Source organism: Nocardioides pollutisoli (genome assembly GCF_040045055.1).
Lineage (GTDB): Bacteria > Actinomycetota > Actinomycetes > Propionibacteriales > Nocardioidaceae > Nocardioides > Nocardioides tweenelious.
Window position 1 is genome coordinate 3,381,841 of record NZ_JBDZDU010000001.1, and the last position, 18,394, is coordinate 3,400,234.

The following is an 18,394-nucleotide window of genomic DNA, read 5'->3' on the forward strand; positions in this document are numbered from 1 at the left end:
TTCGTCCTTCCTCAACCACCGGGGCGGACGTGCGTGAGGCACCACGACTCCCGCCGATAGGCTGCCGCCATGGGCAAGCAGGAAGACTTCGTTCTCCGCGCACTCGAAGAGCGCGACGTCCGGTTCGTGCGTCTCTGGTTCACCGACGTGCTCGGGTTCCTGAAGTCGGTCGCGGTCGCGCCCGCCGAGCTGGAGCAGGCGTTCTCGGAGGGCATCGGCTTCGACGGCTCCTCGATCGAGGGCTTCGCCCGGGTCTACGAGTCGGACATGCTCGCGAAGCCCGACCCGTCGACCTTCCAGATCCTGCCCTGGCGCGGTGAGGGCCCGGCGACGGCGCGGATGTTCTGCGACATCTCGATGCCCGACGGCTCCCCGTCGTACGCCGATCCTCGCTACGTGCTCAAGCGCACCCTCGGGACGGCTGCGGAGAAGGGCTTCACCTTCTACACGCACCCCGAGATCGAGTTCTACCTGTTCAAGGACACCCCGGTCGCGGGTGCGGAGCCGGTCCCGGTCGACCGCAGCGGCTACTTCGACCACACCGCACAGTCGATGGGCGCCGACTTCCGCCGCGAGGCGATCTCGATGCTCGAGGCGATGGGGATCTCGGTCGAGTTCAGCCACCACGAGGGCGGCCCGGGCCAGCAGGAGATCGACCTGCGCTACGCCGACGCGCTCAGCACCGCCGACAACATCATGACCTTCCGCACCGTGATCCGGGAGGTCGCGCTGAGCCAGGGGATCTGGGCGTCCTTCATGCCCAAGCCCTTCACCGACCACCCCGGCTCCGGCATGCACACCCACGTCTCGCTCTTCGAGGGCGACAACAACGCGTTCTTCGAGGCCGGCGCGGAGTACCAGCTGTCCACGACCGGTCGCCAGTTCATCGCGGGCATCCTCAAGCACGCGCCGGAGATCAGCGTCGTCACCAACCAGTGGGTCAACAGCTACAAGCGGATGATGTGGGGCGCCGAGGCGCCGTCGTACGTCTGCTGGGGCCACAACAACCGCTCGGCGATGATCCGGGTCCCGATGTACAAGCCGCTCAAGGGCCAGTCGACCCGCATCGAGCTGCGCAGCCTCGACGCCGCCTGCAACCCCTACCTCGCGTACGCCGTCGTGCTCGCCGCGGGCATGAAGGGCATCGAGGAGGGCTACGAGCTGCCGCGCGAGGCCGAGGACGACGTCTGGTCGCTGTCCGAGCGCGAGCGCAAGAGCCTCGGCATCGAGCCGCTGCCGCGGAGCCTGTACGACGCGATCGGCATCGCCGAGAGCTCCGAGCTGCTGGCCGACACCCTGGGGGAGCACGTCTTCGAGTTCTTCCTGCGCAACAAGCGCGCGGAGTGGGACGAGTACCGCGGCCAGGTCTCCGCCTTCGAGCGCGACCGCATGCTGCCGATCATCTGATGGGTGAGCCCGTCCTCAGCGAGGCCCGGGTCACGGGTCTGCGCCGACTGCTGCTCGCGGTGTGCGGGATGGTCGGCGTGCTCGTCATCCTCGCGGCGATCATCGCGGGCAACGGCTACGGGCGGTTCTCCATCGTCGTGCTGGTGTGCGCGGCCCTGCTCGCGTTCAGCGCCGGGCTGACCCTGCGTGCCCTGCCGCGCCGTGACGACACGGCCAAGCGGCTCTGCATCCTCACCGCGGTGACGCTGATCCTGGTGTCGCTGCCGCTGGTCTCGATCCTGGTCGGGACGATCACCGTGATCGGCGGCGTGGGGCTGCTGGTCGTGCTGCTCGCGCCCGAGAAGGACGACGCGTGACCCGCCCGTCGGTGCTCGTCGTCGAGCACGACCGCGAGTGCCCGCCGGCGCTGTTCGGCGACTGGCTCGACGCGGCCGGCTGCGACCTCGACGTACGACGTCCCCATGCCGGCGACGACCTGCCGGGCCTCGCGGCGTACGACGCGCTGCTGATCCTCGGCGGTCCGATGGGCGCCGACGACGACGCCAAGCACGCCTGGATCGGGCCGGTGAAGGAGCTCGTTCGCGACGCTCTGGCCGCCTCGCTGCCGACCCTCGGGATCTGCCTGGGCCACCAGCTGATCGCCAGCGCGCTGGGTGGGACCGTCGACCGCAACCCGCGCGGCCAGCAGGTGGGGCTGCTCGGCGTCGGCTGGACCGACGCTGCCGCGACCGACCGCTTGCTCGGCCCGCTGTCCACCCCCCGACGCGGCGTGCAGTGGAACGACGACATCGTCACCGTGCTCCCCGCCGACGCGACCCTGCTCGCCGAGACCGAGCACGGCGAGGTGCAGGCGGCCCGCTACGCGCCGTCGATGTGGGGGGTCCAGCTGCACCCGGAGGTCGACGCCGAGACGTTGCGGCCGTGGGCCGACGAGGACCGTGGATCCCACGAGACCCGGGGCATCGACACCGACGCCCTGCTGCGTGACATCGGGGCGGCTCGCGACGAGCTCGACGACGCCTGGCAGCCGCTCGCGGCCGGGTTCGCCGAGCTCGCCCAGGAGCACGCCCGACGATGACGCGGTCGGCGACCAGCACGGGCAACCTGCTGCGCCTGGGCTTCTTGGACCCGGACGCCGCGCTGGCCGCGCTCGGTCTCCTGGGCGACGCCGCGGAGCCGTTGCTGGCGCTGCTCGCCCGCACCGCCGACCCCGACGCCGCGATCGACGGGCTCGTCCGGCTGACCGAGGCGGTCGACGACCCGACCGTCCTGCTGCAGGCCCTGACCGACGACGAGGGCACCGCGATGCGGCTGCTGAGCGTGCTGGGTGCGAGCGAGGCGCTCTGCGACCACCTGGTCCGCCACCACGAGCAGTGGCGCGAGCTCACCGACCCCGAGCTCGGCTCGACCCGTCCCGCGGCGTGGGCGATGCGCGAGTCGCTGCTGGCCGCCGTGAGCGGGCGGCCCGACGCCGAGGCCGTCGACGCGCTCCGCGTGGAGTACCGCCGCCAGCTGCTCCGGCTCGCCGCCCGCGACCTGACCCACCACCTGGCGGTAGACGACGCCGCGGCCGAGCTCTCCGACCTGGCCGCGGGCACCCTCGACGCCGCCCTGGAGATCGCCCGCCAGCGCGTCGGACCCGATGCCGCACTCGCGCGCCTTGCGGTGCTGGCGATGGGCAAGTGCGGGGGACACGAGCTCAACTACGTCTCCGACGTCGACGTCATCTTCGCCTACGCCCCGGTCGAGGGCGCGGACGAGAACGCCGCGATGCGGGCCGCGACCCAGCTCGCCAGCAACCTGATCCGGATCTGCTCCGACCACACCGGCGAGGGCACGATCTGGCCGGTCGACGCGGCCCTGCGCCCGGAGGGCAAGTCCGGGCCGCTGGTGCGCACCATCGCCAGCCACCGTGGCTACTACGAGCGCTGGGCGAAGACCTGGGAGTTCCAGGCGCTGCTCAAGGCGCGGCCGGTGGCCGGGGACCTCGAGCTCGGTCGTGAGTTCGTGGACATGACCCGCCCGATGGTGTGGTCGGCCGCGGAGCGTGAGGGCTTCGTGGCGGACACCCAGGCGATGCGCCGCCGGGTGCTCGACCACATCCCGGCCCGCGAGGCCGAGCGCCAGCTCAAGCTCGGTGCCGGCGGGCTGCGCGACGTGGAGTTCGCGGTCCAGCTCCTCCAGCTCGTGCACGGCCGTGCCGACGAGTCGATCCGGCCGCCGACGACGCTGAGCGCCCTCGCCGAGCTCACCAACGGCGGGTACGTCGGTCGCGAGGACGGCGAGGCCCTGCACGAGGCCTACGCGTTCCTCCGGACCCTCGAGCACCGGATCCAGCTGCACCGGCTGCGTCGTACGCACGTCGTCCCCGAGGACGAGGCCTCGCTGCGCCGTCTCGGCCGGAGCATGAACTTCCTCAAGGACCCGGTCCGCATCCTCGACAAGACCTGGCAGCACCACCGGCGCGAGGTGCGCCGGCTGCACGAGAAGCTCTTCTACCGCCCGCTGCTCACCGCGGTCGCCCGGATCCCCGGCAACGAGGTGCGCCTGACCCCCGAGGCGGCCGAGGACCGGCTGTCGGCGCTGGGCTTCGCCGACTCGCGCGCGGCGCTCCGCCACCTCGAGGCGCTCACCGCCGGCGTGACCCGCACCGCGCAGATCCAGCGGGCGCTGCTGCCGGCGATGCTGGCCTGGTTCGCCGACGCGCCCGACCCCGACGCGGGCCTCTTCGGCTTCCGCCGGATCAGCGAGTCGCTCGGCGCGACCCCGTGGTACCTCTCCACCCTGCGCGACGAGGGCCAGGTCGCCGAGCGACTGGCCCGGATCCTGGCCACCTCCCGCTACGCCACCGACCTGCTCGAGCGCGAGCCGCAGGGCGTCCGGATGCTCGCGGGGGACCTGCAGCCGCTGCCGGCGGAGGCACTGACCGACGAGATGCTCGCCATCTCCGGCAGGCAGAGCGAGCCCGAGGCGGGGGCGCGCGCGATCCGCGGCATCCGTCGGCGCGAGCTGCTCCGGATCGCGGCCGGTGACCTGCTCGGCCTGATCGACGTCGCCGACGTCGGTGCCGGGCTGTCCCGCCTGACCGACGCGACGCTCGAGGCGACCCTCGACGTCGCCGGCCGCGCCGTACGCCGCCAGCGCGAGCTCGACGCGGCGCCCACCCTGATGGCGATCGTCGCGATGGGGAGGTACGGCGGCTTCGAGCTGTCCTACGGCAGCGACGCCGACGTGATGTTCGTGCACGAGCCGCTGCCCGACGCCGACCCGCAGGTCGCCTCGTCGTACGCCCAGGCGGTGGCCAACGAGGTGCGCCGCCTCCTCGCGCTGCCCGGCCCGGACCCCGCGCTCGAGGTCGACGCCGACCTGCGGCCCGAGGGCAAGCAGGGGGCGCTGGTGCGCACGCTCGACTCCTACGCCTCCTACTACGCGAAGTGGTCGAAGGTCTGGGAGGCGCAGGCGCTGCTGCGCGCCGACGCGGTCGTGGGCGACCGCGACCTCCGCGAGCGGTTCGAGGCGATGATCGCGCCGCTGCGCTACCCGCCGGACGGCATCAGCGACGACGACGTCGTCGAGGTGCTCCGGATCAAGGCCCGCATCGACGACGAGCGGCTGCCCCGCGGCGCCGACCCGCACACCCACCTCAAGCTGGGCCGCGGCGGCCTGGCCGACATCGAGTGGACCGTCCAGCTCCTGCAGATGCGATACGCCGGACGCGTGCCCGAGCTGCGCACCTCCCGCACCCTCGAGGCGCTGACGGCGGCCCGCGAGGCCGGCCTGATCGACGAGGACGACGCCGCCGTGCTGCAGCAGAGCTGGCGTCGGGTCAGCCGGGTCCGCAACGCGGTGACCCTGGTGCGCGGCCGGCCCGGTGACGAGCTGCCCCGGGACATCCGGGAGCGGGCCGCGGTCGCCGCGGTGCTCGGCTACCCGGCGGGTTCCTCCGACGCGATGGTCAACGACCAGCTGCGCTACACCCGCCTCGCCCGGGGTGTCGTCGACCGGGTCTTCTGGGGGTAGACCGGCGTCGGCACCTGACATTGCGGATGCCTTGAGGAAACGTCAGGTCTAGCGCCCGGGTCGCTTGAACTGCGCCGTACAGAGTTCTGGTCATCAAGCAACTCGACCGGCGCCCGCTGGTCACCGACCAAAGGAACCAGCAATGCGTCTCGGAACCAGCTCCACCGCCGTCAAGATCTTCGCGTCCGTCGTCCTCGTCGGTGGCGCCGCCTCGGTCGCCGGCCTCGGCACCTTCGGCTCGTTCACCTCGACCACGTCGTCCAGCCAGTCGGTCGGCGACGGCAAGGTCGTCCTCAGCTCCGCCGGTGGCGCCCAGGGCATGACCCTCGCCGCCAGCAACCTGGTCCCCGGCGACACCGTGCAGCGCTCGGTCGTCCTGACCCGCTCGACCGACACGGAGTCGTTCGGCTCGGTCAAGCTCACCACCGCCGGCACGACCTCCAACCTGCTCACCACCGACACCACCAACGGCCTGCGGCTCGCCGTCGACCAGTGCTCGGTCCCGTGGACCGTCGTCGGCAGCACCAAGGCGCTGTCCTGCTCGGGCACCACGACCTCGGTCATCGGCGACCGCGCCGTCGTCGGCACCAACCTGGACCTCGGTGCGGCCACCACGACGCTCAACAGCGCCGCCGCCGCGTCCAACCTGCGCGTCACGCTGTCGCTCCCGGCCGCTGCCGACAACACCTTCCAGGGTCTGTCGAACACGATCTCCTTCACCTTCGACGCCACGCAGCGCGCCGCCGAGGCTCGCTGATCCTCACCCCTGTCCGAGACCGCACCCCACCTCCAGGAGGCACGATGAGCACCGTCATCGCGACCGGCCGGCACCGGCTGGACGTCACGCCGGCCCCGGCCGTCGTACGACGCTCGCTCGGTCGTCGCCTCCTGAGGGTGTCGGGCAAGGTCCTGGGCAACCTGCTGATGCTGGTCTGCCTCGCGGTCTTCCTGCTCATCGCGGTCGGCCCGCACGTGTTCGGCTACCGCACGGCGACGATGCTCACCGGCAGCATGGACCCGGGCATCACGCCCGGCGACGTCGTGGTCACGATGCCGAAGCCGGCGTCCGAGGTGAAGGTCGGTGACGTCGTCAGCTACCAGATCCCGGTCGAGGACCACCGCGTCGAGACCCACCGGGTCGTCAAGGTCATCCACCGGGCCGACGGCGCCATCGCGATCCAGACCAAGGGCGACGCCAACGAGGCGCGCGACCCCTGGACCGCCACGATCGAGGGCGACACCGTCTGGCAGATGAAGGCGGTCGTGCCGCAGCTCGGCAACGTCATCCACCTGCTCCGCTCGCCCGCCATCCAGCACGGTGGCTTCTGGGTCGCACTCGCCGGCCTGATCCTGCTCGGCCTGAGCAGCATCTGGCGCAAGCCGCCGCCCGACGGGTCGTCCCCGAAGCAGTCGGCATGAGCACGCTCGTCTGCTTCGACCCCGACGCCGTGCGTCGGCTGGTGGACGACGACGAGGACCTGGCCTTCGCCCGGTCCTTCGTCGCGTGCTACCTCAAGCTCCTGCCCCAACGCGTACGACGCGTCGCCCAGGCTCTCGACGGGGACGACCTCGACGACACCCGCGACGCCGTCCTCAGCCTCACCGTGTCGGCCGCGACCGTCGGCGCCCTCGAGCTCGCGGAGCTCGGGCGCGACCTCGACCGCCTCGTGTGCGAGGGAGACCGGGTCAGGGCGATCACCGCTGCGATCGCCCTGACCGAGGTCGCCGATCGCGTGGCCAGCTCCCTCGAGGAGTTCCTCGCGAGCTGGAGCTAGGTCGCGAGCTCCATCCGGTAGCCGATGCCGCGCACGGTCCGGATGTAGCGCATGTCGGTGCCGCTGCTGAGCTTGCGGCGCAGGTTGCCGATGTGCACCTCGACGAGGTGCGTGTCGGAGGCCCACTCGGTGCCCCAGACCGAGCGCAGCAGCGCCTCCCGGCTCCACACGCGTGCGGGGGTGCGCATCAGCTCGGTCAGCAGGTCGAACTCGGTGCGGGTCAGCAACAGCTCGTCGCCGTCGCGGAAGGCCCGCCGGCCGTCGACGTCGACCCGGAGCCCGGCGTGCTCCAGCACCTCGTGGTCATCGGCCGGAGCCGGCGCGTCGCCGTTCGCACCGACCGTCGGCGCGGTGCCGTTGGCGTTGCGCGGGCGCCGGAACATCGCGTTGACGCGCGCCTTGAGCTCGCGGGCGCTGAAGGGCTTCGCGATGAAGTCGTCGGCGCCGGTCTCGAGGCCCAGGAGCCGGTCGATCTCGTCGTCGCGCGCCGTGATCATCACGATGTAGGCGTCACTGAACTCGCGGATCCGGCGACAGGCCTCGATGCCGTCGATGCCGGGAAGCCCCAGGTCGAGGGTGATCAGGTCGGGGTCGGTGGCGCGGGCCGCCTCCACGCCGGACAGCCCCGAGTCGGCCGTCGCGACCTCGAATCCCTGCGTCGTGAGGGTGAACTCGATGAGCGCACGGATGTCCTCGTCGTCCTCGACGACGAGCGCCCTGCGGTCAGAGCCAGAGCCCGCGTCGGTCACCATGACCCCGATGATGCCATTCCTTGTGCGCTTCTTGAGGAATGCTCCCGCGGCACTTGAGACCGCGTCGGCATTGTTGTCCCCAGCACAACTGCTCACCCACGCTTTGGCTACGTCTCGGAGACACGATGAACCGGCTCGACCTGCTACGCCGTTCGGCGTCGGTCGTCCTCGTCGCGCTCCTGCTCGTGGCGGTCCCTGCGATCGCCCAGGCGAAGTTCGCGTCGAGCAAGAGCTCCACCCTCGCGGCCAGCACCGACCGGATGGAGACGCCGACCGGCATCACCGGCAGCTACCGCTGCACCCGCTCGGGCTCCACCGAGTCGGTCTCGGTGACGGTCTCGACGTTCACCGACACCGGGCCGGCCGGGTCGTCGTACGGCTTCGGCCTGGCGCTCGGCTCGACGGTCAAGGACACGGCGTACACCTCCTCGAAGACGCAGACGCTCACCGGTTCGCGGAGCTACGACGGGTCGAGCACCACGTGGACGATCGGGATCCAGGGCTACCTCAGCCGGTGGACCAGCGACATCGGGACCACGACCGTTGTGTGCCCGGCCAGCGCGTCCAAGACCGGCACCTTCTAGGACACCCGCTCGTCGGCACCGCCTGACATCCTGGGTCCGTGCCCGTCGACCTGAGCCGCGCGCTGCGGCACCCGGTCCTCGTGGCGTGCCTCCTCGTCGTCGCCGTCCAGGCCGTGGTGCTGGGCATGGCCGTGCGTGGCGACGGCACCCCGCACCGCGTACCTGTGACGATCGCAGCGCCGGCCATGGTGGCCGGCTCCCTCGCCGACCTCGCGGACAAGATGCCCGGCGAGCCGTTCGACGCGACCCCGACCGACGACGACGCCGCGGCGCGCCGGTCGGTCGAGGACGGGACGGCGGTCGCCGCGCTCGTCGTCGACCTGCGGGGCACGACGGACCAGGTCTACCTCTTCTCCGCGCGGGACGCCGACCTCAACGCGGCCGTGCTCGACCGGCTCCGCGCCGTCGAGCAGACCTACGACCGCACCGTCGAGGTCCAGCACCTCGGTCCGGCCGGCGGGGACCGCTCCGGGAGGCTCGCGAACGTCGTCCTGCTCTGCTCCCTCGTGGGCTTCGCCACGGTCCTGGTCATCTCGCTGGTCCGCGGACCGGTCGCCCAGACCTTCGGGCGCGGGCTGCTCCGGGTCGCGATCCTGGCCGGCACGTCGCTGGCGGCTGCGCTCCTCGTCGCGTTCCTTCCCGTCGTCGACCTCGGCGACGCCCCGCTGCGCCTGACCGCGCTCGCCTTCGCGACCTCGTTCGTCGCCGGCGTACTGACCCTGGCGTGCGAGTCGCTCGCGGGCCTGGCGGGCCTGGCGGTCGCGGCTGCGAGCTTCTTCGTGCTGGCGACCCCGTTGCTGACCCACTCCAGCCGCTACCTGCTGCCGCGGCCGTGGCCCCGGGTGGCGGCCTGGACCCCCACCGGGGCCGCCCAGGACGCCGCCGCCAGCGTGCTCTGGTTCGACTCCCACCACGTCCTGCGCCCGGTCCTCGTGATCAGCGCGTGGGGCATCACCGCGGTGCTCGTCCTGCTGTTCGCCCGGTCCGCGCGCGAGGAGGCCACGCCGGTGCGGATGGCTCACTGGCGGGTGCGGGTCGTCGGGGCGGTGGTGCCGCTGGTCGCACTGATGGTGGTCACGATCGTCGTGCTCCCGAGCGACGCCGCCAAGGCGCGAGCGCTGCCCAGCCGGGCCTCCGAGACCGAGTGCACCCGGGCGAAGGTGCCCACGAGCGTGGCCGACCTCAACGCCTTCAGCGCGACCACCGACGGCTCGCCGGCCTTCCAAGGCGCCGACGTCGGTGCCGACGTGCTGCTGCAGGACGGTCGGCGGCTCTGGGTCTTCGGCGACACGTTGCGCAGCGCTGACTTCGACGGGCCTGAGTTCGTCCGCAACTCGATGCTGGTCGAGACCGGCAGCTGCGTGGCGGTCGTGCTCCCGCACGACCACGGTGCGCTGATCCCGGACCGGTACGACGACGTCGGCTACTGGCCGATGTCGATCGGGAGGATCGAGCGGCCCGGCTACGACCTGGTCGCCGTCGCCTCCCAGCGCGTCGAGTCGACCGGCTCCGGCACCTTCGCCTTCGAGAACCTCGGACCGGCGGTCGCGGTGTTCGTCGTCCAGCGGGGCGAGACGCCCCAGCTGATCGCCCAGCAGGACCTCGGCCGGGACAGCGACGACAAGTCGCGGCCGATGTGGGGAGCGGCGATGGCGGTGGACGACCAGGGCTGGCTCTACCTGTACGGCACGTCGAACCCCGAGCAGGAGGGCGTGTTCGGCTTCTCGCTGTCGGTCGCCCGGGTCCACCCGGACGACGTGCTCGACCAGTCGAGGTGGCGCTACTGGGACGGCGGGGGCTGGGCGCGGTCCGAGGGCGACGCGACCCAGCTGATCCCGGCGCAGGGCGGGGTCTCGCAGACGCTGAGCGTCTTCCACCGGGGCGGGCGGTGGTACGCCCTGAGCAAGCGTGACGACTTCCTCGGCAGCGACCTGATGTTCTGGACCGCGCCAGGACCGACCGGCCCCTTCACCCCGACCGACCCGGTCGCCGAGATCCCGTCGGACGCCGACTCGGGGGAGCTGCGCTACATGCCGCTCGCGCACCCGACCCTCCTGCCGAGGAAGCACACGATGGTCGTCTCCTACAGCCGCAACCGGACCGACTTCGACGCGGTGAAGAAGGACCCGTCGCTCTACCGGCCGCGGTTCCTGCGGGTGCCGCTCCCGGACTGACGGTGCCGCAGCTCGGTCATGCCGGATCCTCGGGGACTGCCCACTTCGGGATGATGAAGACGCCTTCGGCCTCGACCGTCGGCCCGTCCGCATCGCCGATCGAGGCGACCACCCAGACCTTGCGGCCCTCCTCGCGGTCGATGCGCGCGTCGAGGCGCAGGGGGCCGAGCGGCGTCCCGCGGCGGTAGACCATCGTCAGCGTGCCCGTGAACGTCACCCGCGTGAAGTTGGCCGCAGCGGTCTCGCCCATCAGGTGGTCGAGCAGCAGTGCCGTCACGCCCCCGTGGACCAGCCCCGGAGGTCCTTCGTACGCCGCGCCGAGGTGGACGGTCCCGTAGGACAGGCCGGACTCCACGTGGGTGATCTCCAGGGGCGGCGCGATCGCGTTGCGCAGGCCGACGGCCGCGTTGCCCCAGTTCCACGCCCGCGCGTGGGAGTTGAAGCGCACGCCGGCCGGTCCCGGGAGCTGCTGGGTGCGCAGGCGCGCGACGATCGCGTCGATCTCGGCCCGCGCGGCCTCGGCCTCCGCGCGCGGCACCGTCGTCCGGATCGTCACGTCGACCAGCTCGCGGACCGAGGCGGCCAGCGGGCCGAAGGCCGCCTCCATCTCGTCCAGCTCCTCGTTGGAGATCTCCTCGTGGGTGAACCCGCCGATGCTCAAGTCCTGCTCCTGTCGGGGTGGAGGTAGTGGGTCAGCACGTCGACGAGCAGGGCGCGCTCGCGACGGGAGTCGATCTCGCGCACCAGCATCATCTGGTTGAGCGCGAGCCCGCGCAGCGCGGAGAACATCAGGTCGCCGACGTCGGGCCGCTCGGGGGAGAGCAGGGCGCCGAGGCGGTGGAACTGGCGGCCGACCTCGGCCAGCCGGGCGTCGTCGGCGGGGTCGCGGTGCGGGCGGGTGGCGACCAGGATCTCGAAGCCTGCGCGGGTCAGCGGGCTCGAGAACGCGGCCCACGCGGCGTCGACCACCCCCTGCACGCGTTCGCGCACCGACTCACCCGCCACGGTGACGGCCTCGAGACGCGCGACGGTGTCGTCGTACCCCGCCTGGACGACCGCCTCGAACATGCCGGCCGGCCCGCCGAAGTGGTACTGCACCACGCCCCAGGTCACCCCGGCCCGCTCCGCGACGTGCTTGGCGCTGGCCGCGGGGAACCCCTCGTCCAGCACGCACTGGACGGTCTCGTCGATGATCGCGGCCCGGGTCCGGTCGCCGCGCGTCTGGCTGCCGGTGAGGGGCCTGGTGGGAGTGGGCACGGCACCTCCTCGGGGCTCGGCGAAAGCATAGAGGACTCTAGGTTTTGCGGACGGTGACGCCGCGACGCGACGGACCAGACCACTTGCGGTCGGTCGGCATCTGACACCCGCCCGAAACAGATCCGACACGTGCCTCACCTACGTTCGCGGGACCAGCCGTGGGGAGCGGCGTACGTGGGCAAAGGGAGCGGCTACACATGAGTGCGAACAAGGTCCGTCTGCAGGCGATCACGGACGTCGAGGCCTACGTGCCTCCGGCGATCAGCTTCGACCCGGGTGAAGAGCCCGGTGAGATCTTCGGGCAGAACGTCTTCAGCCTCAACGTCATGCAGAAGCGACTGCCGAAGTCGGTCTACAAGTCGATGCTCGCGACGATCGGGAAGTCGACCCCGCTCGACCCCGACGTGGCCGACGCCGTCGCCTCCGCGATGAAGGACTGGGCGCTCGAGAAGGGCGCCACCCACTACGCGCACGTGTTCTACCCGCTCACCGGCCTGACGGCCGAGAAGCACGACAGCTTCCTCGACCCGGTCGGCGACGGCACGGCGCTCGCGTCGTTCTCCGGCAAGACCCTGGTCCAGGGCGAGCCCGACGCCTCGAGCTTCCCGAACGGCGGCCTGCGCAACACCTTCGAGGCGCGCGGCTACACCGGCTGGGACGTGATGAGCCCGGCGTACGTGCTCGAGAACCCCAACGGCAACACGCTGTGCATCCCGACCGTCTTCATCTCGATGACCGGTGAGGCGCTCGACCACAAGACGCCGGTGCTGCGCTCGCAGCAGGCCATGGCCGTGCACGCGGAGCGCGTGCTGCGCCTCTTCGGGCACACCGACCCCGAGCACGTCGTCGCCTACTGCGGCCCCGAGCAGGAGTACTTCCTGGTCGACAGTCACTTCTTCCTGTCGCGGCCCGACCTGCTGAACGCCGGCCGCACCCTCTTCGGCGCGAAGCCGCCGAAGGGGCAGGAGTTCGACGACCACTACTTCGGTGCCATCCCCGAGCGCGTGCTCGGCTTCATGATGGACACCGAGCGAGAGCTCTTCAAGCTCGGCATCCCGGCCAAGACCCGCCACAACGAGGTCGCTCCGGGCCAGTTCGAGATCGCGCCGATGTTCGAGCGCGCCAACGAGGCCTCCGACCACCAGCAGCTGCTGATGACGACCTTCAAGTCCGTCGCCAAGAAGCACGGGATGGAGTGCCTCTTCCACGAGAAGCCCTTCGCCGGTGTCAACGGCTCGGGCAAGCACGTGAACTTCTCGGTCGGCAACTCCGAGCTCGGCAGCCTGCTCGTCCCGGGCGACACCCCGCACGACAACGCGCAGTTCCTGGTCTTCTGCGCCGCCGTCATCCGGGCGGTCCACCTGTACGGCGGGCTGTTGCGCGTCTCGGTGGCCTCGGCGTCCAACGACCACCGGCTCGGCGCCAACGAGGCCCCGCCGGCGATCATCTCGATCTTCCTCGGCGACCAGCTGGCCGACGTGTTCGACCAGATCGCCAAGGGCGGCGCGACGCACTCCAAGGAGCGCGGCACCCTCACCATCGGCGTCGACACCCTGCCGAACCTGACGAAGGACCCGGGTGACCGCAACCGCACCAGCCCGTTCGCCTTCACCGGCAACCGCTTCGAGTTCCGGGCGCCGGGCTCGCTGCAGACCGTCGCCGCGCCCATGGTCGTGATCAACACGATCATGGCCGAGGCGCTCGACCACTGCGCGACGGCGCTGGAGACCGCCGTCGCCGACGGCACCGACTTCAACGAGGCGGTCCAGTCGCTGCTGACCTCGATCATCAGCGACCACGGCGCGGTGATCTTCAACGGCAACGGCTACTCCGACGAGTGGCCGATCGAGGCCGAGCAGCGGGGTCTGAAGAACCTGCGTACGACGGTCGACGCGTTGCCCGAGCTGATCTCCGCCGAGGCGGTCGAGCTCTTCTCGAAGTACGCCGTGTTCAGCGAGCGCGAGATGCACAGCCGCTACGAGGTCGGCATCGAGCAGTACTGCCTGACCGTCGGTGTGGAGGCCAACCTCACGCTCGAGATGGGCACGACGATCATCCTGCCGGCGGCCCTGCGCTACCAGACCGAGCTGGCGTCGAACGTCGCTGCGCTCAAGGCCGCCGGGGTCGAGGCGGACCTCTCGTCGCTCGAGCAGGTCTCCGCTCCGATCGCCGACCTCCGGGCCGGGCTGGCCGACCTCACGGCGGCGATCCACGCGATGCACGAGCTCGGCGGCATGGAGGAGGCCACCTTCGCCCGCGACAACGTGCTGCCCGCGATGTCGGCGGTGCGCGAGGCGGCGGACACCCTCGAGGGCCTGGTCGCCGACGACCTGTGGTCGCTGCCGACCTACCAGGAGATGCTCTACATCCTCTGACCGGCATTCCGGACGGTTTGTGACCGAGATCGCCCGGCCCGCGGGAAGCGTGACCCGCGGGCCGGCGTTCTGGTCATGTGATGCAATCTTCAAGCACTCAGGTCGTCGACTCGAAGACCGCCAGCTCGGCGGTCCCGCTGCACCCGCTGCTGGCCGAGCGCTGGAGCCCGCGCTCCTTCAACGCTGACCACCGCTTGAGCGAGGCGCAGGTCACGGCGCTGCTCGAGGCCGCCCGTTGGGCGCCGAGCGCGTCCAACACCCAGCCCTGGCGGTTCCTGGTCGCGCACCGCGGCACGCCCGCGCACGCGGCCGTCCTGAACGCGCTCGCGCCCGGCAACCAGGCGTGGGCGCACGCCGCCTCCGCCCTCGTCGTCGTCGCCGCCGAGACCTACGGCGTCGACGGTGCGCCGCGCCCCTGGGCGGCGTACGACACCGGCCAGGCCGTCGCCCACCTCTCGATCCAGGCCGAGCACGAGGGCCTCGCGGTCCACCAGCTCGGCGGCTTCGACCCGGTCCGGGTCGCCAACCTCCTGGCCAGTCCCGGAACCGTCGCGCAGGTGGTGCTCGCCGTCGGGGCCCGCGGGGACTTCGGCCAGCTGGCCGAGCCGTTCGCGAGCCGCGAGACCGCCGCACGCGACCGGCTCCCGGTCGCCGACCTGCTGATCACCCCGCACGTCCCCGCGGCCGCGCTCGCGAGCTGAACCCGGTCAGCCCGCGAAGACGGTCTCCCAGTCGTCGGCCATGCTGACGACCGTCCACCCGAGGCGGGCGCCGACCTCGGTGATCGGCTCCGGGTCGGCGAAGGTCGCCGCACTGCTGACGTAGGCGGCCTCGCGCTCGGCGTCGTCGTGGTCGACCAGCACCGCGAGCGTCGGTCCGTCCCCGCCCGCTGCCCACTCGAGCATCTCCCGGTCGCCCCCGGAGTTGCCCGCCGCGAAGATCGGCCGGCGGCCGAGCTGCATCTGGATGTTGTTGACCTTGATCGCGCCCTCGTTGGCGCCCGAGACCAGCTCGCTCGTACGCCGCAGCCCCGGGCCGCCGTCGGCCGTGGGCACGAACTCGTAGGCGATCAGGCTGCCCACGACGCTCTCGGGAGGTACGCCGTACAGCTCCTGACTGACGGCACGGACGAACTCGGTCCCGCCGCCGGTCACCACGCAGACCGTGAACGCGCGCCGGCGCAGCTCCTCGACGAGCTCGAGCATCGGGACGTAGGTCGGCGCCGTCGTCCGGCTCATGAACTCGCGCACCCGAGCCGTGAACTCCTCCGGCGAGATGCCCGCGAAGAGCCCGGTCAGCGCGTGGGCGATCCGCTCGAGCCCCAGCTCGCCGATGGCCGCCTGGTCGCCGCTGATCAGGGCGGCGAACTCGGGCCGCTCGGCAGCGCTCGGGTCGTCGTGCACGGCCTGCTTCATGGCGTCGACGAAGAAGTCGAGCTGCACGTAGCTGGGCTTCTCGGACCACAGGGTGCCGTCGTTGTCGAAGCACGCGACCCGGTGCTCGACGGGCACGGCTGCCGACGCCTCGAGGAAGGCCAGGACCGCGTCGCGGGTCGCGCCCGGACGCCAGGACGGGAGCAGGTCGTCAGTCATCGACGGTCCCTCCTGTGGTCCGTCGTACGCACCGGAAGCCCTGGTGGCTCGTGCCGGTGTCGATCATCTGCGGCCGGCGCGCGGCCGGGCGGTAGCGCAGGCAGTAGGAGTCGGCGCACAGGTGCGACCCGCCCTTGACCACCTTGCGCGGGATCGCGAACTGCGGCTGGGCGGGGTCGTAGCTCTGCTCACGGACGCCGGGGCGCGGGTTGCTCGGGATGCAGCAGGGCTTGTCGGCGTCCTCGGGGTGGCTCTCGGTCCACCAGTCGTCGGTCCACTCCCAGACGTTGCCGGCCATGTCGAAGAGGCCGTAGCCGTTGGGCGGGAAGCTGCCGACCGGCGCGGTGCGCAGGAAGCCGCTCTCGCCGCTGCTGCGCCACGGGAAGTCGGGGCCGTCCCAGGTGTTGGCCATGATCCTGCCGCCCGGGCGCGCCTCGTCGCCCCAGGTGTACGCCGCGCCCTCGAGCCCGCCCCGGGCGGCGTACTCCCACTCGGCCTCGGTCGGGAGCGCGGCGCCGACCCATGCGGCGTACGCCGCCGCGTCCTCGTGGGCGACGTGCACGACGGGGTGGTCGAGCCGCTTGTCGATGTCGCTCCTCGGACCGTGGGGGTGCTTCCAGCAGGCGCCGGGCTTCCACCGCCACCACTGGCTGAGGTGGCGCAGGTCGACCGGACCCTGGGTCGGGACGAACACCATCGAGCCGGGCTGCAGGTTCTCCGCGGGAGCGTCCGGGAAGTCCGCCGGGTCGAGCTCGCGCTCGGCGACCGTCACGTAGCCGGTCGCGTCGACGAACGCCGCGAACTCGGCGTTGGTCACCGCGGTCGCGTCGATCGAGAAGGCGTCGACGCGCACGCGGTGCGTCGGTGCCTCCTCGGGGTAGTGGTCGTCGGAGCCCATCGTGAACGTGCCACCAGGGAGGGCGACTGGCATCTAGCTGCTCCCGATGCCTGCCTTGAGCTTCGCCATCACCTGGTCGACGTTGAAGCTGGCGGGCTCCTGACGGGGAGGGAACTCGATCAAGGTCTGGAGCATCTGCGCGACGTAGGTCTGCGCCGGGATGAAGAGCCAGATGTGGTCGAGCACCCAGTCGTAGTAGGTGTTCGACGTGATGTCGGCACGCTCGTAGGGATCGGTCTTCAGGTTGAAGAGCTTCGGGAAGCGCAGCTCGGTGAACGGCTCCTGCCAGATCTGCAGGGTTCCCGTTGCGCGCTGCTCCAGGAAGACGAACTTCCAGTTGTCGTAGCGCATCGCCGTCAGGTCACCGTCGTCGGACACGTAGAAGAAGTGCTGGCGCGGACTCTTCTCGGCCGCCCCCGTGATGTATTCGAGCTGGTTGTGGCCGTCGAGGTGCACCTTGTACGACGTACCGGCCAGCTCGGTGCCGCCCCTGAGCCGCTCCGCCACGTCGGTGTCGCCGGCAGCGGCGAGCAGCGTGATGAACCAGTCGTTGTGGCTGACGATCCCGTTGCGGACCTCGCCGGCGGGGATGTGCCCGGGCCAGCGGACCATGACCGGCACCCGGTAGGCGCCCTCCCAGTTGGAGTTCTTCTCGCTGCGGAACGGCGTCATGCCGGCGTCAGGCCAGCTGTTCATGTGTGGACCGTTGTCGGTGGAGTACATGACGATCGTGGAGTCGGCCAAGCCGTTCTCGTCGAGGTAGTCCAGCACCGAGCCCACCAGCTCGTCGTGGTCGCACATCACGTCGTGGTACTCCGACTGCCAGCGCCCCGCCTTGCCGCGGCTGCCGTCCTTGATGTGGGTGCGGAAGTGCATGTGCGTCGTGTTGAGCCACACGAAGAAGGGCGTACCGCTCTGCTGGGCGTCGGTCATGAAGCGCAGCGCCTCGGGGACGACCTCGTCGTCGATGGTCTTCATCCGCTCCTTGGTGAGCGGGCCGGTGTCCTCGATGCGCTGGGTGCCGTCCGCGTTGGCCCACGAGTGGATGACGCCGCGCGGTCCGAAGTTCTTCTTGAAGTTCGGGAACTCCTCCTCCGAGGGGTAGTCGTAGAGCTCCGGCTCCTCCTCCGCGTTGAGGTGGTAGAGGTTGCCGAAGAACTCGTCGAACCCGTGCGCGGTCGGCAGGAACTCGTCGCGGTCGCCGAAGTGGTTCTTGCCGAACTGGCCGGTCGTGTAGCCGAGGTTCTTCAGTGCTGTCGCGATCGTCGGGTCCTCGGCTCGCAGCCCGATGTCCGCACCCGGCATGCCGACCTTGGTCAGACCGGTGCGGTAGGGGTTCTGCCCGGTGATGAACGCGGCGCGGCCCGCCGTGCAGCTCTGTTCTCCGTAGTAGTCGGTGAACTTCACGCCCTCGGCGGCGACCCGGTCGATGTTGGGGGTGCGGTAGCCCATCAGGCCGTCGGAGTAGCAGCTCAGGTTGCTGATCCCGATGTCGTCGCCCCAGATGATCAAGATGTTCGGCTGATCGCTCATGGATCGACGCTAGACCGGCCGCTGCGC

The 18,394-nt window shown here is 71.2% G+C and carries 17 protein-coding genes; 11 read left to right on the plus strand and 6 right to left on the minus strand.

Annotation, left to right across the window (positions count from 1 at the left end; genetic code table 11):
* The first annotated feature begins 69 nt into the window (after positions 1-69).
* The 7 genes from ABLE68_RS16645 to ABLE68_RS16675 all read left to right on the plus strand — a co-directional run bounded on the left by ABLE68_RS16645 (position 70) and on the right by ABLE68_RS16675 (position 7,202).
* Positions 70-1,407 carry a glutamine synthetase family protein gene (locus ABLE68_RS16645; RefSeq protein WP_348872853.1) on the plus strand — a complete coding sequence of 446 codons (1,338 nt, stop codon included), beginning with the start codon at positions 70-72 and terminating at the stop codon, positions 1,405-1,407.
* Positions 1,407-1,763: a hypothetical protein gene (locus tag ABLE68_RS16650; RefSeq protein ID WP_348872855.1), complete on the plus strand. Its 357-nt coding sequence runs from the start codon at positions 1,407-1,409 to the stop codon at positions 1,761-1,763. The genes ABLE68_RS16645 and ABLE68_RS16650 overlap by 1 nt, the downstream gene beginning before the upstream one ends.
* Positions 1,760-2,485, plus strand: a complete 726-nt coding sequence (locus ABLE68_RS16655; RefSeq protein WP_348872857.1) for a type 1 glutamine amidotransferase — start codon at positions 1,760-1,762, stop codon at positions 2,483-2,485. Before ABLE68_RS16650 ends, ABLE68_RS16655 begins: the two co-directional genes overlap by 4 nt.
* Positions 2,482-5,427 carry a bifunctional [glutamine synthetase] adenylyltransferase/[glutamine synthetase]-adenylyl-L-tyrosine phosphorylase gene (locus tag ABLE68_RS16660; protein WP_348872859.1) on the plus strand — a complete coding sequence of 982 codons (2,946 nt, stop codon included), beginning with the start codon at positions 2,482-2,484 and terminating at the stop codon, positions 5,425-5,427. The genes ABLE68_RS16655 and ABLE68_RS16660 overlap by 4 nt, the downstream gene beginning before the upstream one ends.
* Positions 5,428-5,569: 142 nt before the next feature.
* Entirely contained in the window at positions 5,570-6,184 is a 615-nt protein-coding gene (locus ABLE68_RS16665; protein WP_348872861.1) for a hypothetical protein, read from the plus strand.
* A 44-nt stretch (positions 6,185-6,228) separates the two neighbouring features.
* The gene (locus ABLE68_RS16670) at positions 6,229-6,846 is read left to right on the plus strand and encodes a signal peptidase I (RefSeq protein ID WP_348872863.1); all 618 of its coding nucleotides are present in this window, start codon (positions 6,229-6,231) and stop codon (positions 6,844-6,846) included.
* The gene (locus tag ABLE68_RS16675) at positions 6,843-7,202 is read left to right on the plus strand and encodes a hypothetical protein (RefSeq protein WP_348872865.1); all 360 of its coding nucleotides are present in this window, start codon (positions 6,843-6,845) and stop codon (positions 7,200-7,202) included. Before ABLE68_RS16670 ends, ABLE68_RS16675 begins: the two co-directional genes overlap by 4 nt.
* Here the strand turns inward: ABLE68_RS16675 and ABLE68_RS16680 are convergent.
* Positions 7,199-7,954, minus strand: a complete 756-nt coding sequence (locus ABLE68_RS16680) for a response regulator transcription factor (protein WP_348872867.1) — start codon at positions 7,952-7,954, stop codon at positions 7,199-7,201. The genes ABLE68_RS16675 and ABLE68_RS16680 overlap by 4 nt on opposite strands.
* 125 nt (positions 7,955-8,079) lie before the next feature.
* On the opposite strand from ABLE68_RS16680, the gene ABLE68_RS16685 reads away from it, so the two are divergent.
* Entirely contained in the window at positions 8,080-8,538 is a 459-nt protein-coding gene (locus ABLE68_RS16685) for a hypothetical protein (protein ID WP_348872869.1), read from the plus strand.
* 38 nt (positions 8,539-8,576) lie between these two features.
* On the plus strand, positions 8,577-10,712 hold the full coding sequence (locus ABLE68_RS16690; protein ID WP_348872871.1) for a DUF4185 domain-containing protein: 2,136 nt from the start codon (positions 8,577-8,579) through the stop codon (positions 10,710-10,712).
* 16 nt (positions 10,713-10,728) lie between these two features.
* Here ABLE68_RS16690 and ABLE68_RS16695 read toward each other — a convergent pair whose 3' ends face one another.
* Positions 10,729-11,373 (minus strand): PaaI family thioesterase, encoded by a 645-nt coding sequence (locus ABLE68_RS16695; protein ID WP_348872873.1) that lies wholly within the window; start codon positions 11,371-11,373, stop codon positions 10,729-10,731.
* The gene (locus ABLE68_RS16700; protein ID WP_348872874.1) at positions 11,370-11,969 is read right to left on the minus strand and encodes a TetR/AcrR family transcriptional regulator; all 600 of its coding nucleotides are present in this window, start codon (positions 11,967-11,969) and stop codon (positions 11,370-11,372) included. The genes ABLE68_RS16695 and ABLE68_RS16700 overlap by 4 nt, the downstream gene beginning before the upstream one ends.
* A 197-nt stretch (positions 11,970-12,166) precedes the next feature.
* On the opposite strand from ABLE68_RS16700, the gene ABLE68_RS16705 reads away from it, so the two are divergent.
* Both ABLE68_RS16705 and ABLE68_RS16710 read left to right on the plus strand, forming a co-directional pair.
* Positions 12,167-14,344, plus strand: a complete 2,178-nt coding sequence (locus tag ABLE68_RS16705; RefSeq protein ID WP_348872875.1) for a glutamine synthetase III family protein — start codon at positions 12,167-12,169, stop codon at positions 14,342-14,344.
* A gap of 80 nt (positions 14,345-14,424) precedes the next feature.
* The gene (locus tag ABLE68_RS16710) at positions 14,425-15,045 is read left to right on the plus strand and encodes a nitroreductase family protein (RefSeq protein WP_348872876.1); all 621 of its coding nucleotides are present in this window, start codon (positions 14,425-14,427) and stop codon (positions 15,043-15,045) included.
* Between the two features lie 6 nt (positions 15,046-15,051).
* Here the strand turns inward: ABLE68_RS16710 and ABLE68_RS16715 are convergent, their stop codons facing one another.
* Genes ABLE68_RS16715 through ABLE68_RS16725 form a run of 3 tightly spaced genes read right to left on the minus strand, consistent with a single transcriptional unit; the run spans position 15,052 to position 18,367 of the window.
* Positions 15,052-15,936 (minus strand): HAD family hydrolase, encoded by an 885-nt coding sequence (locus ABLE68_RS16715; RefSeq protein ID WP_348872877.1) that lies wholly within the window; start codon positions 15,934-15,936, stop codon positions 15,052-15,054.
* Complete coding sequence (locus ABLE68_RS16720; protein WP_348872878.1) at positions 15,929-16,867, minus strand: formylglycine-generating enzyme family protein; 939 nt, start codon at positions 16,865-16,867, stop codon at positions 15,929-15,931. Before ABLE68_RS16720 ends, ABLE68_RS16715 begins: the two co-directional genes overlap by 8 nt.
* Positions 16,868-18,367 (minus strand): arylsulfatase, encoded by a 1,500-nt coding sequence (locus ABLE68_RS16725; RefSeq protein ID WP_348872879.1) that lies wholly within the window; start codon positions 18,365-18,367, stop codon positions 16,868-16,870.
* Positions 18,368-18,394 lie beyond the last annotated feature (27 nt).

Excerpts from the sequence above, each read along its gene's own strand:
- ABLE68_RS16645 (WP_348872853.1), top strand. The coding sequence starts at position 70 with ATGGGCAAGCAGGAAGACTTCGTTCTCCGCGCACTCGAAGAGCGCGAC.
- ABLE68_RS16650 (WP_348872855.1), top strand. The coding sequence starts at position 1,407 with ATGGGTGAGCCCGTCCTCAGCGAGGCCCGGGTCACGGGTCTGCGCCGA.
- ABLE68_RS16660 (WP_348872859.1), top strand. The coding sequence starts at position 2,482 with ATGACGCGGTCGGCGACCAGCACGGGCAACCTGCTGCGCCTGGGCTTC.
- ABLE68_RS16665 (WP_348872861.1), top strand. The coding sequence starts at position 5,570 with ATGCGTCTCGGAACCAGCTCCACCGCCGTCAAGATCTTCGCGTCCGTC.
- ABLE68_RS16670 (WP_348872863.1), top strand. The coding sequence starts at position 6,229 with ATGAGCACCGTCATCGCGACCGGCCGGCACCGGCTGGACGTCACGCCG.
- ABLE68_RS16675 (WP_348872865.1), top strand. The coding sequence starts at position 6,843 with ATGAGCACGCTCGTCTGCTTCGACCCCGACGCCGTGCGTCGGCTGGTG.
- ABLE68_RS16680 (WP_348872867.1), bottom strand. The coding sequence starts at position 7,954 with ATGGTGACCGACGCGGGCTCTGGCTCTGACCGCAGGGCGCTCGTCGTC.
- ABLE68_RS16685 (WP_348872869.1), top strand. The coding sequence starts at position 8,080 with ATGAACCGGCTCGACCTGCTACGCCGTTCGGCGTCGGTCGTCCTCGTC.
- ABLE68_RS16705 (WP_348872875.1), top strand. The coding sequence starts at position 12,167 with ATGAGTGCGAACAAGGTCCGTCTGCAGGCGATCACGGACGTCGAGGCC.
- ABLE68_RS16710 (WP_348872876.1), top strand. The coding sequence starts at position 14,425 with ATGCAATCTTCAAGCACTCAGGTCGTCGACTCGAAGACCGCCAGCTCG.
- ABLE68_RS16715 (WP_348872877.1), bottom strand. The coding sequence starts at position 15,936 with ATGACTGACGACCTGCTCCCGTCCTGGCGTCCGGGCGCGACCCGCGAC.
- ABLE68_RS16720 (WP_348872878.1), bottom strand. The coding sequence starts at position 16,867 with ATGCCAGTCGCCCTCCCTGGTGGCACGTTCACGATGGGCTCCGACGAC.
- ABLE68_RS16725 (WP_348872879.1), bottom strand. The coding sequence starts at position 18,367 with ATGAGCGATCAGCCGAACATCTTGATCATCTGGGGCGACGACATCGGG.